This window comes from Synechocystis salina LEGE 00031, from assembly GCF_015207985.1.
GTDB classification, from domain to species: Bacteria; Cyanobacteriota; Cyanobacteriia; order Cyanobacteriales; family Microcystaceae; genus Synechocystis; species Synechocystis salina.
Genome location: NZ_JADEVV010000003.1, coordinates 22,563 through 35,784, shown reverse-complemented (window position 1 = coordinate 35,784; position 13,222 = coordinate 22,563). Strand labels below are relative to the sequence as shown.

The following is a 13,222-nucleotide window of genomic DNA, read 5'->3' as shown; positions in this document are numbered from 1 at the left end:
CTCTGAATTTTAGCCGCGTATCTACCTACCCAGCCTACAAAATTAATCAAAGGACTGTTTTTGTAGCTTTAGGGCATAGCTTTCTAGAAGCGGGTTCAAAATAGGATGAAATAATATCCTGATGATTGTACATAGCAACAATACTATCGGCAAGGCAATAACGAGTTGTAATGCAAATAACCAAACCAATAAAGCTCTTACGGGAGATCCAGACGGGCCACCTAGGCGGATCAGTCTGGCCCAAGGCCGGTAGAGAGTAATGCCAACCCATTCAGGCAAAATATAGCGTTTATTGACTTCGACGGGGTGCAGACCTGTAAAGAGCGGTGGCCGTTGCGGCAGAGACAGCTGGGGCAAATAATCCACTAATTGCTGACCAAACTGTGACACGGATTCAATATCTTCCTCCGCAAATCCTCCAGGGGGAAGCATACCCAAAGCCTTGTCTTTTTTACCCGTGAGCACTAAGCGAGGAGTAGTTATAAAGGTAGCCAAGGGAGAGCCCTGATGGGTGACTACTATTTTTCCAATTAAATGGCTGCCGAGGTCAATCAGCTTTTGCTGCAGTTGTTCTGAGGCAGAATGCCACATATTGCGGCAAGCAATGAGAGTGATAACGGGGGTATCCCGCAAAACTTGCGCATAGGAGGACTTCATGAAAGCTTGAATAGGCAAGGACGGGGCCAAGAACCAGACCTGATAGGCCAAAATAATTAAGTCAAAATGCTGATCTGGTTTAAATGATGGCGGCAGAATCTCCGGCGTGTCCCCGTTAATGCAATCGGGAAAAACATCAAAGAAGCGAGAGAGATTCCAGGGATAAGGATAAGGCTGAGCGGGTTGGATATTGGCCCAGGTTACGTTGGCTCCCGCTGATGCTACCGGCTTTACAAAATTTTGGACTAATCGCTCAGTATCCCCAGACTGGGAATAATAAAGCACAAGAATACTGGTTGTGGCTGGGTCAGTCATTACCAAAACAAATTTAGCTTCATGGATAAATATTAGGAACCAAAACTAAAGGAGGGATGAAATTACTATCCCTCCAGATTATTTAGTCCATTACGATCATGGGCAGTTCCTAGTAACCGTACCCAGAATAACCTCCGGAGCCGCCAAAGTAAGCATTTTGGTACATGCTACTGAGGTCATAGGTAGCCTGAGTAGGCTGAGTGCCGAAGGGATTGGTGCCATAGCTGTCCCCAAGGGCAGGATAGGTAGGCTGAGGGGTACTACCTAATGACTGCAAGCTGCTGAGGTCAGGAGCAATAGGGGCTGGGGGCGCCAGAGGAACTGGAGAAGCAAAAGGAGCTGGAGGAGCAATGGGGGCAGAAACATTAAAAGCTTCTAACTCGCCAGCTTGATTTAACTTAGCAACCCAGGCATCAGAAGCGCCACCGTTCAAGCCGCCCAAGGAGCCTTCCGTAAAGCCCGTTACGAAAATGTCATCGCCATTAACGGAAATACCAGTGGCGTAGTCTAGCTTGGTGCTACCAATCTGCTGGATCCACTCAGTCTGACCAGTTAATTTATCAAACTTACCGATCCAGGCATCGTAGTCGCCAGCGTTACTGCCCCCTAGGGTGCCGATAAAGCCGTTCGTATAACCTGTGGCATAGACGAAGTCACCATCAGCGACAATTTTGCCAAAGAAGGTACCGTCATCACCGGCTCCGCCAACATGCCAAGTCCAGAGTTCATTGCCAGCCCCATCATAGGCGGCAACAAAGGCATCGAAGGTACCACCTTGATAAGCATTGTCAGCGACGAGGGGGGCAGTGGTGCCATCTGTCTGATCGCGGAAGGTATTTAGGGTGCCCTGGGTCCAGCCAAGGATATAGGCATTGGTGCCGTCACTAGCGACATCCCAGGCGTAACTCTGGGTGGAATTGGAATTAGTTCCAAAGCTCCTAGTCCAGAGCACAGCGCCATCCGTATCGGATTTAACCAGATAGACGTCGTAGGCGTTTTCTCCGGCCCAACCGGTGGAGAAGACATTACCAGCGGCATCAACATCTATGCCAAAACCTTCATCAAAACGTCCCCGCGAATTAGAGGTTTGGGCTACTTCAAAGACGTTGCGATACTCTTCTGCCCCAGTGGTGGCATCAAAACCAGCAATCCAGGTGACGACATTACCATTGGGGACGATGTCGGTAGCACCACTATCATCAACCAAGCCATCCGTGTTGGAATGTCCCGTCAGGTGGATTCTCCCATTGGTTTCATCGAGGGCAATACCCATGGAACGGTCGAGGTAGCCATCAATGGTAAATTGCTCTACCCAGAGTTGGATACCGTTGGCATCAAATTTGGCTACCCAATTGTCTTGAACACCTGGGGCCAGGCCGAGACCCGTTTCCACATTGCCCCGAGTCCAACCTGTGGCATAAACATTACCGGCGCTGTCGCTGACAATGTCGGTGATGATGTCAAACTCAGTGCTACCAAATTGGACAATCCACTCCAAGCTACCATCGTCGTTGTAGCGGGCAATGAAGTTGTCTGAACCTCCACGGGGAAAAGGTCCCAAAAGACTGCTGGTGGAGCCGGCAACATAGATATCCCCATCCGGGGCGAGGGCCGTTGCCGTGCCCATGTCGATGCCTTCGTAGCCTAATTGCAGGAGGGGAGAGCTCAGGAACAATGCAGCAGTCTCTTGGTAGGAGGCTGATGCTAGGGGATTAAGGTCGGCTAGCTCTGGGGGAGTATAACCCTCAAAATCAATCCAGGCGGAAATAAGGTTGGGGTCGCTGAGATCCTGGAAAGGTACCACTGCAATCAAATCGGCAAAAACCTGGCCGGTTTTGTAGTAAATCTCAGTACCGGGGACAATAATAGGGTCTAGCCCCGGAGCTATACTACTTAAATCAATTACAACGTCCGTGGCAACAAAATAATAATCATTCAGACTGCCATGGAGCTGGAGACGATTATTCTGTGGCGAAAAGTCAACTGGGTTGAAGGAGACGATCGAAACATACATGAAATCGGTCAACCCCTCACTGTAGATATTGTTGTCCACGTAGTAGGGCTTTCGCCAATCTCCCAAGACGTAACGTGCTGGCTCATTTATGGAAGCAAAGGGATTAGTTAGCGGGGGGCCGGCAAAGGTAAAGTCAATTTGTACCGGAGTGAGCGCACTATTGAGTCCGGGGTCGTAACCAATGATGGTGTCAAAGCCCTCGCGACCCGAGATGAATTCAATGGAGTCCTGGCCAAAGGCGTAGTCGGACCCCGGTGTCCAGAAGGAAAAGAATTTGGTTATAAGAGCTTCGTTGTTGATTTCGATTCCCAGCTGAGCAGATAGCTCGGCAGCCAGCACACCCGACAGAATTCCACCTCCTAGGAGAAAAGCAATTTCACTAATTTGGGGTCCATATGTACCTGCTGCTGTGGGGAGCACGGCCGGCTCAATGACGAAGTTGCTAAGATTGTTAAGATTAGTTAAAGAAATGTCGTAGGGATTAAGAGAGTTGTACGTCTGAAGAACGGGAACATCAGGGATACCGCTGTAAAGACTGTTAAGATTAGTTAAAGCGACGTCGAAGGGATTGGCCATAAACTCCTCACCAGGATTAGATTGGATAGCGATTAACGATTACGGAGAAGAAACTTAAAGAATCAGAGAAAATTTTACTAAAAAATTCGCATTTACGGAGTGTGACTATGTGATTATAGTCAATTCAGCGGGAGTTGCAACTCATAGTGCCATAAATTGTCATTAATCTTATTTATCTTTCGCGTTGACGGCAATGATTAGCATCAGCTCATCTCAGTATTTTTAGTCTAGTCTTGTTTCGTGACTCTCGGAAGCTGGACTCGCTATTGGTACTTTAAAAGCCTTGTTGTGAAAGCACTTCAGGCTTTTCATGACTCAAGAAATATGAGATTGACTTCTTATCTAGGTACACTTCCTAAAACCTTTGTCTTTAGAAGCTAGAAGCTTTCCGTAGTTGTTCTCTAATCGACCTACACGGTCTGATAAAAGATGGTTAATTAGTCCTTAATTTAAGATTGATTTTATCCATTACAGCGGTTGGTGTATCCGAGTGGCACAGTAAAATCCTGACAGAACAAGCTTTACGACTGCCTTGTATATATCAAGCTGATTCGTAATTTGCTTTAAGGAGACATAACAACGGAAATGATACTGATTATGGAAGAACTAGGTAGTAATTTTTATCGTATGGGGTATGGGTCTTGACGACAAATGTCGGAAAAATCTGGAACTGCCATAATTGTTGCGAGACTAAGGCTAAAGCATCTACAAAAGTGAGTTGAATCTTAAAGTAAAAAGCAGTTTTATGACATACCAGAAGAAACTCCGACTGTGACTGATGAGCGAAGGCCGTCACGATGGAAAAGAGGGCAAGCAATGCTGGGGTATTGGGAAGAATGGCACTCTCGGACCACTGCCTCTGGGTTTCAATGCCAAGATAGATGTCCGCGGGCATGCTCAAAAGTGACTTTCACTTGCCAGCGTTGGCGGAACGCTTGGAGAATGTCCAAGGAAGTCGCATCTTGGTCAGTGCAGAGTAGAGCCTGTGGATCATGCTTTTTTTGGGAGTCACGGAGCAATCCCCAACGGATAGAAACAGGAGGCATACCCGTTTTGTACCAGATAGGGGGCAAAATCCCCCATAGCTTGACTAGTATGCTGGTTAATAACAACTCCAATTAATCATCTCGATCTCCTTTGCCAATGAAAGAATTACCCATTAGCTCTAGCTAGATGCCATTGGGGGTTAAATCGAAAAACGATTGGGAACAACTCAGACTAAGATGGTTGCAAATTGAGTTTTTAGATTGATGCCAACAAGCAATATTCCCCTGTCTCCGGCTATCTTCTATGAATCAGAGGGTTATCGTACTAGCGGTTCCAGGCTTATGGGACGGCACTCCGCAGGTGAAGCGTTTTTGCGGGCCGTAATCCGGGGAACTCCCCCGAGCAATCCTATATTTGGCTATTGTCGAGATGCAGGAAGTTTTGGCGCGTTTAAGGCTGATGTTTTAAGACATGATCCGACCAAGGGCGATCGCCTTGTGCAGTGGCTACCTCGTCATCAGCCGGAAAAGTTGGAGCATGCATCAATACTTTACTTGCCGGGGCCAGGTCTGCTCAATGAAGCCCAGCGACGTTTGGGTAGTGGCCAAGAGCAATCCTATAGTTTGTGTGGCATCACCCATACAATTTCATCTGCTGGGGCAATGCAGTCAATCCGCGATTTGTTAATTGCTCCGGTTCATGGCTGGGATGCGATTATTTGTACGTCTAAAGCTGTAAAGACTAGTTTAGAAACCATCATCGCAGAACAAGCTGAGTATCTACGATTTCGTTTGGGGGCACGTTTTTGTGAAATGCCTCAATTTCCAGTCATTCCCCTGGGGGTGCATTGTCAAGATTTTCAGTTTACAACGGCGGAAAAACAGGCTGCCCGTAACCGTCTGGGAATTGCGCCAGAGGATGTGGTGGTATTATTTGTGGGTCGATTAGTCTTCCATGCCAAAGCCCATCCCTTGCCTTTGTATCTGGCCTTAGAACGGGCGGCAGCAAAAAAATCCGTTACCTTGATCGAATGTGGTTGGTTCCCCAATGAGCCGGTGGCTCGTAGTTATGATCAAGCCCGTCAGTTGGCTGCGCCTAATATAGGCTCAGTTGTGCTGGATGGTCGCCAACCGTCACAGCGTCGAGATGCCTGGGCGGCGGCAGATATTTTTACATCGCTATCGGACAATATTCAAGAAAGCTTCGGTTTAACGCCCATTGAGGCGATGGCCGCAGGTCTGCCCTCTGTAGTTAGTGACTGGGATGGTTACAAAGATACGGTGCGGGATGGGATCGATGGCTTTAGAATTCCCACAACCATGCCCTCTGATGGGGGTGATGATTTTGCACTACGTCATTTGTTAGATATTGATTCCTACGATTTTTACATTGGTCATGTCAGTCAGACTGTTGCGGTCGATATTGAGGCGGCGACTCTAGCTTTCCATCAGCTTTTACATCAACCGGAACTACGGCAACGCATGGGGGCAGCAGCGAAGGAACAAGCCCAGACGGTTTTTGATTGGTCTCGTATTTATGGTCGTTACCAGGAATTGTGGCACCATCTGACCGAAAAGCGTCGGCAGGTCAGCGGCGATCGCCAGTTACCCCGAGGGGGAGCAATGATCGACCCTTATAAGTTATTCGCCAACTACCCAACCAATGCGATGGGTAATCTACAGTTTGCCCTCAGGGAAAATGTCACGTTGGCAGAAATAGAAACAATTAGCCAATTAGAAAGTGTTAAATTCGCTAGCTATATGTTGCCACCTATGGCATTGGTTGACCAAATTGTGCAAAATCTCAATAAATCCCAGCCTTTGTCTCTGGAAGAATTACAGTCATTTGTGTCTGTGCCAATGGCTACCCTAGAAAAAGCCATCAGTTGGCTACTGAAGTATGGCTTGATTAAATCTGAATTAATACTAAAGAATTAAGTAAAATAGCCAGTTAAATTCTCTCCGCTAAACTTAACCAGCGCTCCGTTTTTTGATCAATACTTTCACTTAGATCAGCTAAGCGTTCCGTCAAGTTTTGTAACTCACTAAAGTCACCATTGGGACTCTGGTAAAGTTGGGCTTCTAGTTGGGTCTTTTCCGCCTCTAACTGGGGAATTTGTTGTTCTAGTTGTTCGTATTCCCGTTTTTCTTTATAGGAAAGCTTTTTCGAGCCATTATCTTGCTTAACAGTGGTGGAACTAGAGGCAGCGGATTGCACTTTTTTAGACTCAGTTTCTTCTTGGTTGGCCCTCACCTGTTCTGCTTTTTTATATTCTAAATACAAACTATAATTGCCGGGATATTGCCGTAGTTGTCCCTCCTCTTCAAAGGCAAAAATTGTTTCCACTGTGCGGTCGAGGAAATAGCGGTCGTGGGAAACCACAATGACGCAACCGTTAAAGTCCTCTAAATAATCTTCCAGCACTGCCAGGGTTTGCACATCCAGGTCATTGGTGGGTTCGTCCAAAATTAAAACATTGGGGGCCCGCATCAACACCCGGAGCAAAAATAAACGGCGCTTTTCTCCCCCGGATAGCTTGGCAATGGGCGCAAATTGCTGGTTGGGGGGAAACAGAAACCGTTCTAACATTTGACCAGCGGTAATTACTTCGCCGTCGGTGGTTTTGACCAATTCCGCCACACTTTTGAGGTAATCAATCACCCGTTGATTAGGATTCAAACTCAAATCATCGGAATGTTGATCAAAATAACCAAAATGGATGGTACTGCCAATGTCCACTGTGCCCTGATCTGGTTCTAATCGGCCGGTGATCATGTTCATCAAGGTGGATTTACCCACGCCATTTTTGCCCACAATGCCCACCCGATCAACCGGGGTAAAGATATAGGAAAAATCCTTAATTAATTGGCGATCGCCAAAGCCTTTGCTGATATTTTCCAGTTCCACCACTTTTTTGCCAATGCGACGCCCTGCCGTACTAATATCTACCTTGCCCGTGCCGGTTTTAAAGCTGGTTTCCTGCATACTATGGATGCGGTCAATGCGGGCTTTTTGCTTGGTGCTCCGGGCTTTGGGCCCCCGCTTTAACCATTCCAATTCCCGTCGTAACACTCCCCGGTGTTTCCTTTGACTACTTTGTTCCGATTCTTCTGCTTCTGCCTTTTTGGTCAGATAATAACCATAGTTACCGTTGTAGCTATACAGTTCCCCCTGGTCAATTTCTAAAATACGGTTAGTTACCCGATCCAAGAAATAGCGGTCGTGGGTGATAAGTAACAGGGCACCCCGAAAACGTTGTAAATAACTTTGCAGCCATTCCACCGAAAAAGCATCTAAATGGTTGGTGGGTTCGTCCATCAGCAACACATCGGGTTGGGACAGTAACGCTGCGGCGATCGCCACCCGTTTGCGGTAACCGCCGGAAAGATCGGCAATTTTGGCATCGAGGTGGTCTACCCCCAATTGGGTCAGAACAATTTTTGCTTGGGTTTCCAACTCCCAGGCCCCAGAGGTTTCCATTTGAGCTGATAGGGCTGACAGTTGATTGAGCAATTGCTCGTCACTGCCCTGGTGGGCCAACTTATCCGAAAGTAGTTCATATTGCTTAACTAATTGCCACTGTTCCCCACTGTCCACAAATACCTGTTCCAGTACGGTGCGATCGCCGTCCATTTCCGGTTGTTGGGGCAAATAAACCACTTTGGCACTGCTGTTGCACCAATATTCCCCGCCATCAAAGGGTTCCAACCCCGCAATCATTTTTAGCAGAGTGGATTTACCAGAGCCGTTGACCCCAATTAACCCCACCCGATCGCCTGGTTCGATGTTGAAAGTAGCATCCCGCAGAATTTCCTTAATGCCGAAATCTTTACGGAGGGATTGGACAGTGATGAGAGCCATACGGGGAAATTTACCAGAATGAGCGGTGGGAGAATGTCAGAAACCTTTGTCTGGCCATCATTTTATCGAAAAACTGGGTTTACCCCCCGATTGTCCACCATGGTTTGCCCTGGCTAGAATCAAAAACGGCGATCGCCATTGGGACTATCCCATGGGTCATGGTTTTATCGCCCGAAAAGGGTCGTATCGGGATCACAAAAATGGGCAAAAATCTCCTAAAGTAGGTTAGCTTACGGCGACATCGCCCTTGGTCTCACGTTAGGAAGGCATGGATCTATCACAGTTAATTTTTAATGGTATTGCGGTGGGAAGCATCATTGCCCTGGGGGCAGTGGGTTTGACCCTCACCTATGGCATTTTGCGTCTGTCTAACTTTGCCCATGGCGATTTTATGACTTTGGCGGCCTATTTAACTTGGTGGGCCAACACCAGCGGCATTAATTTGTGGCTATCCATGGCCCTGGGTTGCGTCGGTACCATCATGGCCATGTTCATCGGTGAATGGTTACTCTGGAAGCCCATGCGGGCTCGGCGGGCCACGGCAACGACCTTGATCATTATCTCCATTGGTCTAGCCCTATTTCTGCGCAATGGCATCCTCTTAATCTGGGGCGGCAATAATCAAAATTACCGAGTGCCCATTGTCCCCGCCCAGGATTTTATGGGCATTAAATTTGAGTATTACCGTTTGCTGGTCATTGGTCTGGCGATCGCCGCTATGGTGGTGTTGCATCTGATTTTGCAAAAGACCAAAGTGGGTAAGGCCATGCGGGCCGTGGCGGACAATGTGGACCTGGCCAAGGTATCCGGCATCAATGTGGAATGGGTCGTGATGTGGACCTGGGTCATGACCGCAGTGTTAACCGCCCTGGGGGGCTCCATGTATGGCCTAATGACCACCCTGAAACCAAATATGGGGTGGTTTTTAATTTTGCCCATGTTTGCCTCGGTGATTCTAGGGGGCATTGGTAATCCCTACGGGGCGATCGCCGGGGGACTAATCATTGGGGTGGCCCAGGAAGTGAGCGTGCCTTGGTTTGGCACCAGTTACAAAATGGGCGTAGCGCTGCTGTTGATGATCATCATTTTATTCATCCGGCCCCAGGGACTATTCAAAGGCACTCAATGATGGCCAAAGCAGATAAACAACGACTGGATGCCCTGTTGGTGGCCAAAGGTCTATGTGAATCCAGGGCCCTGGCCCAGCGGTTAATCCGGGCGGGGGAAGTGAAAGTTAATCAACAGTTGGTGGATAAACCAGGTACCCCTGTAACCATGGATGCAGTGGTGGAGTTGGCCCAAAGGCCTCCCTATGTTTCTCGGGGGGGAGAAAAGTTAGCTAAGGCCCTAACGGAATTTGCCATTGATGTGGACGGTCGCATTTGTCTCGATGGGGGTATTTCCACCGGTGGCTTTACGGACTGCCTATTACAAAATGGGGCAACCAAAGTTTACGGCGTGGACGTTGGTTATGGTCAAGTCGCTTGGAAATTGCGGCAGGATGAACGGGTGATTTTGCGGGAGCGGGCCAATTTTCGTTACCTCACGCCCCAGGATCTTTATGGGAATAAACCCTGGCCTAACTTGGGGGTGATGGATTTATCTTTTATTTCCCTCACTAAAGTGATGGCTCCCCTCTGGTCCCTCCTTGCTCCCCCCAGGGAAGTGGTGTTATTGGTCAAACCCCAATTTGAGGTGGGTAGGGAAAAAATTGGCAAAAAGGGGGTGGTGCGGGATGCCCAAGCCCAGGCAGAGGCCATTGATCAGGTTTGGCGATCGGGCCAGAGCCTCGGTTGGCAGTTTAATGGTTTAACCTTTTCCCCCATTACTGGCCCCGCAGGCAATGTGGAATATTTACTCTGGCTTAGTCAAACCGCTGTTAACACTTCTGCTCCAACATTGGCCCAGTTGGGGGAAATGACCCAGAAAACATTAGACTCGTTTAAAACTTGAAAATGGGTTTGAATTGTCCCCAGTCTCAAACATGGTAAGGTTTGAGGCCGAGAATTTCAGCAGAATTAACAGTTGGGTAGATGCATTTATTGATTCCAGCGGCGGGTTCCGGCAAGCGCATGGGGAGCAGTCAAAATAAGTTGCTTTTAAACGTTCTGGGGCAACCCCTACTAAGTTGGACGGTGAAAGCGGCGTTGGCATCCCAGTCCATTGAATGGATTGGCATCCTTGGGCAGCCCTACGATTTTCCGGCTTTTGAAGCTTTGTTGGCTCCCCTCCATAGCCCTAAACCAGTGCAGTTAATCACGGGGGGAGAAACCCGACAGCAATCGGTGTTTAACGGTATGCAGGCTCTACCCCAACAGGCAAAATTCGTCCTCATCCACGACGGAGCCCGTTGTTTAGCGACGCCGGATTTATTTGACCGTTGTACCGAAGCGCTCCAGCATTGCCAAGGATTGATTGCCGCCATGCCAGTGAAGGACACCATCAAAATAGTTAACGCAGATGGTTGGATCACTGACACCCCCGATCGCCAAAATTTGTGGGGAGCCCAAACGCCCCAGGGATTTGACGTGGCCCTGCTCAAAGCCTGCCATGAAAAAGGGAAACAGGAAGGTTGGGAAGTAACGGACGATGCGGCCCTGCTAGAAAAATGTGGCCAGTCAGTGAAAATAGTGCCGGGGGAAGATACCAACTTGAAAATTACCACCCCCGTAGACCTGGCGATCGCCGAATTTATTTTGGGGCAGAGGTTGGCAAAATCTGCCTAGAAATAGCGAAATTTCGGGGTTCGGAAAGATCAAGTTAGGATGGGAAGGACTTTGAGCCTAGCAATCCAAGGAGACTTTCATCCATGACTGTGAGCGAGATTAATATTCCTGACTCTTTACTGGACCGGGATTGCACCACCCTTTCACGCCACGTACTCCAACAACTGAATAGCTTTGGCGCCGATGCCCAGGATTTGAGCGCCATCATGAACCGCATTGCCCTAGCGGGAAAATTAATTGCCCGTCGTCTCAGCCGGGCCGGTTTAATGGCCGATGTATTGGGCTTCACCGGGGAAACCAACGTCCAGGGGGAATCGGTGAAAAAAATGGACGTCTTTGCCAATGATGTTTTCATTTCCGTCTTTAAGCAAAGCGGTTTGGTCTGCCGTTTAGCTTCAGAGGAGATGGAAAATCCCTACTATATCCCCGAAAATTGCCCCATCGGCCGCTATACCCTGCTCTACGACCCCATTGACGGCTCCTCCAACGTGGACATTAACCTCAACGTCGGATCTATTTTTGCCATCCGCCAGCAGCAAGGGGAAGACCTAGACGGCAGTGCGTCAGATTTGTTAACCAACGGTGACCAACAGATTGCTGCCGGTTATATCCTCTACGGCCCCTCTACCATCTTGGTTTATTCCCTCGGCTCCGGGGTGCATAGCTTCATTTTGGACCCCAGTTTGGGGGAATTTATTCTGGCCCAGGAAAATATTCGCATTCCCGACCACGGCCCTATCTACAGCACCAATGAAGGTAATTTTTGGCAATGGGATGAACCCCTAAGGGATTACACCCGTTACGTCCATCGTCACGAAGGTTACACCGCCCGCTACAGTGGCGCTTTGGTGGGGGACATTCACCGCATTCTGATGCAGGGGGGAGTGTTCCTTTATCCCGGTACGGAAAAAAATCCCGATGGTAAATTGCGTTTGCTCTACGAAACGGCGCCGTTGGGCTTTTTGGTGGAACAGGCTGGGGGGAGGGCCAGCGATGGGCAGAAGCGTTTACTAGATTTAATTCCCGCCAAATTACACCAGCGTACCCCCGCCATCATTGGCAGCGTAGAAGATGTGAAGTTAGTGGAATCCTTTATCAGTGACCACAAACAACGGCAAAGTAGTTAATTTTTCCCTTTTTGAATGTTTTGAAAGACCCCCCTGTTCCCCCAAGTTTGGCAGAAAACTAGAGAAGAGTCCTCCGGCATTGCGGTGGGTTGAGGGGGCGAACCTGAACTTGGCCAACAGGTTCTTAAACGACTCACACATCAACATTGGGGACTCGTTGTTGAACTGAATAATGTCATTGTCCTATGCGAAAATTACTGTTAATTTCTGACCTGGATAACACCTGGGTGGGAGACCAAGAAGCCCTAGAAGAATTGCAACAATACCTAGGCGATCGCCGGGGGGATTTTTATTTGGCCTATGCCACGGGCCGTTCCTATAATTCGGCTCGACAGTTACAAAAACAGGTAGGGCTGATGGAACCGGACTATTGGCTTACGGCGGTGGGGAGTGAAATTTACCACCCCCAGGGACTGGATCAAAGCTGGGCTGATTATCTCTCTGAACATTGGCAGCGGGATACCCTCCAGGCGATCGCCGATGGTTTTGAAGCTTTAAAACCCCAATCTCCCCTGGAACAAAATCCCTGGAAAATTAGTTATCACCTCGCTCCCCAGGCTTCTCCCACAGTTATTGACCAACTAACCGAAATCTTGGAGGAGACTGGCATTCCAGTGCAGGTAATTTTTAGCAGTGGCAAAGACGTCGATCTGTTACCCCAACGCAGTAACAAAGGCAATGCCACCCAGTATTTGCAAAAACATTTGGCCATGGAGTCAGACCAAACCCTGGTCTGTGGGGACTCCGGCAATGATATTGGTTTATTTGAAACTTCCGCTCGGGGTGTCATTGTCCGCAATGCCCAACCGGAATTACTGCACTGGTATGACCAATGGGGAAATTCTCGCCATTATTGGGCCCAATTGAGCCATGCTGGCGCTATTCTAGAGGCGATCGCCCATTTTGATTTTTTTGGCTAATATTTTAGTTAACATCGCCGAATGGGCAAGCAAAGTAAG

9 protein-coding genes are annotated in these 13,222 nt (G+C 48.5%); 6 read left to right on the top strand and 3 right to left on the bottom strand.

Annotated features, from left to right (window positions below; all coding sequences use genetic code 11):
• Positions 1–42: 42 nt before the first annotated feature.
• Together IQ217_RS01585 and IQ217_RS01580 are read right to left on the bottom strand one after the other, a co-directional pair.
• Entirely contained in the window at positions 43–972 is a 930-nt protein-coding gene (locus IQ217_RS01585) for a hypothetical protein (RefSeq protein ID WP_194018668.1), read from the bottom strand.
• Between the two features lie 109 nt (positions 973–1,081).
• On the bottom strand, positions 1,082–3,562 hold the full coding sequence (locus IQ217_RS01580) for an SBBP repeat-containing protein (RefSeq protein WP_194018667.1): 2,481 nt from the start codon (positions 3,560–3,562) through the stop codon (positions 1,082–1,084).
• Between the two features lie 1,328 nt (positions 3,563–4,890).
• Between IQ217_RS01580 and IQ217_RS01570 the strand changes: the two genes are divergently transcribed.
• Entirely contained in the window at positions 4,891–6,486 is a 1,596-nt protein-coding gene (locus tag IQ217_RS01570) for a glycosyltransferase family 4 protein (protein WP_194018665.1), read from the top strand.
• Positions 6,487–6,499: 13 nt separating this feature from the next.
• On the opposite strand, the gene IQ217_RS01565 is transcribed toward IQ217_RS01570, so the two are convergent.
• Positions 6,500–8,410: an ABC-F family ATP-binding cassette domain-containing protein gene (locus tag IQ217_RS01565; RefSeq protein ID WP_190598344.1), complete on the bottom strand. Its 1,911-nt coding sequence runs from the start codon at positions 8,408–8,410 to the stop codon at positions 6,500–6,502.
• A gap of 268 nt (positions 8,411–8,678) precedes the next feature.
• Between IQ217_RS01565 and IQ217_RS01560 the strand changes: the two genes are divergently transcribed.
• The 5 genes from IQ217_RS01560 (at position 8,679) to IQ217_RS01540 (ending at position 13,183) form a co-directional block, all read left to right on the top strand.
• Positions 8,679–9,539: a branched-chain amino acid ABC transporter permease gene (locus IQ217_RS01560; RefSeq protein ID WP_190598343.1), complete on the top strand. Its 861-nt coding sequence runs from the start codon at positions 8,679–8,681 to the stop codon at positions 9,537–9,539.
• Positions 9,539–10,363 (top strand): TlyA family RNA methyltransferase, encoded by an 825-nt coding sequence (locus IQ217_RS01555; protein WP_190598342.1) that lies wholly within the window; start codon positions 9,539–9,541, stop codon positions 10,361–10,363. The genes IQ217_RS01560 and IQ217_RS01555 overlap by 1 nt, the downstream gene beginning before the upstream one ends.
• A gap of 80 nt (positions 10,364–10,443) precedes the next feature.
• Positions 10,444–11,136: a 2-C-methyl-D-erythritol 4-phosphate cytidylyltransferase gene (gene ispD, locus IQ217_RS01550; protein ID WP_190598341.1), complete on the top strand. Its 693-nt coding sequence runs from the start codon at positions 10,444–10,446 to the stop codon at positions 11,134–11,136.
• An 83-nt stretch (positions 11,137–11,219) separates the two neighbouring features.
• The gene (gene fbp / locus IQ217_RS01545; RefSeq protein ID WP_194018664.1) at positions 11,220–12,263 is read left to right on the top strand and encodes a class 1 fructose-bisphosphatase; all 1,044 of its coding nucleotides are present in this window, start codon (positions 11,220–11,222) and stop codon (positions 12,261–12,263) included.
• 185 nt (positions 12,264–12,448) lie between these two features.
• Positions 12,449–13,183, top strand: a complete 735-nt coding sequence (locus IQ217_RS01540; protein WP_194018663.1) for a sucrose-phosphate phosphatase — start codon at positions 12,449–12,451, stop codon at positions 13,181–13,183.
• The last annotated feature ends 39 nt before the right edge of the window (positions 13,184–13,222 follow it).

Bases quoted from the DNA above. Each gene is read 5' to 3' on its own strand.
- IQ217_RS01585 (WP_194018668.1), bottom strand. From the start codon at position 972: ATGACTGACCCAGCCACAACCAGTATTCTTGTGCTTTATTATTCCCAG.
- IQ217_RS01580 (WP_194018667.1), bottom strand. From the start codon at position 3,562: ATGGCCAATCCCTTCGACGTCGCTTTAACTAATCTTAACAGTCTTTAC.
- IQ217_RS01570 (WP_194018665.1), top strand. From the start codon at position 4,891: ATGGGACGGCACTCCGCAGGTGAAGCGTTTTTGCGGGCCGTAATCCGG.
- IQ217_RS01565 (WP_190598344.1), bottom strand. From the start codon at position 8,410: ATGGCTCTCATCACTGTCCAATCCCTCCGTAAAGATTTCGGCATTAAG.
- IQ217_RS01560 (WP_190598343.1), top strand. From the start codon at position 8,679: ATGGATCTATCACAGTTAATTTTTAATGGTATTGCGGTGGGAAGCATC.
- IQ217_RS01555 (WP_190598342.1), top strand. From the start codon at position 9,539: ATGGCCAAAGCAGATAAACAACGACTGGATGCCCTGTTGGTGGCCAAA.
- ispD (WP_190598341.1), top strand. From the start codon at position 10,444: ATGCATTTATTGATTCCAGCGGCGGGTTCCGGCAAGCGCATGGGGAGC.
- fbp (WP_194018664.1), top strand. From the start codon at position 11,220: ATGACTGTGAGCGAGATTAATATTCCTGACTCTTTACTGGACCGGGAT.
- IQ217_RS01540 (WP_194018663.1), top strand. From the start codon at position 12,449: ATGCGAAAATTACTGTTAATTTCTGACCTGGATAACACCTGGGTGGGA.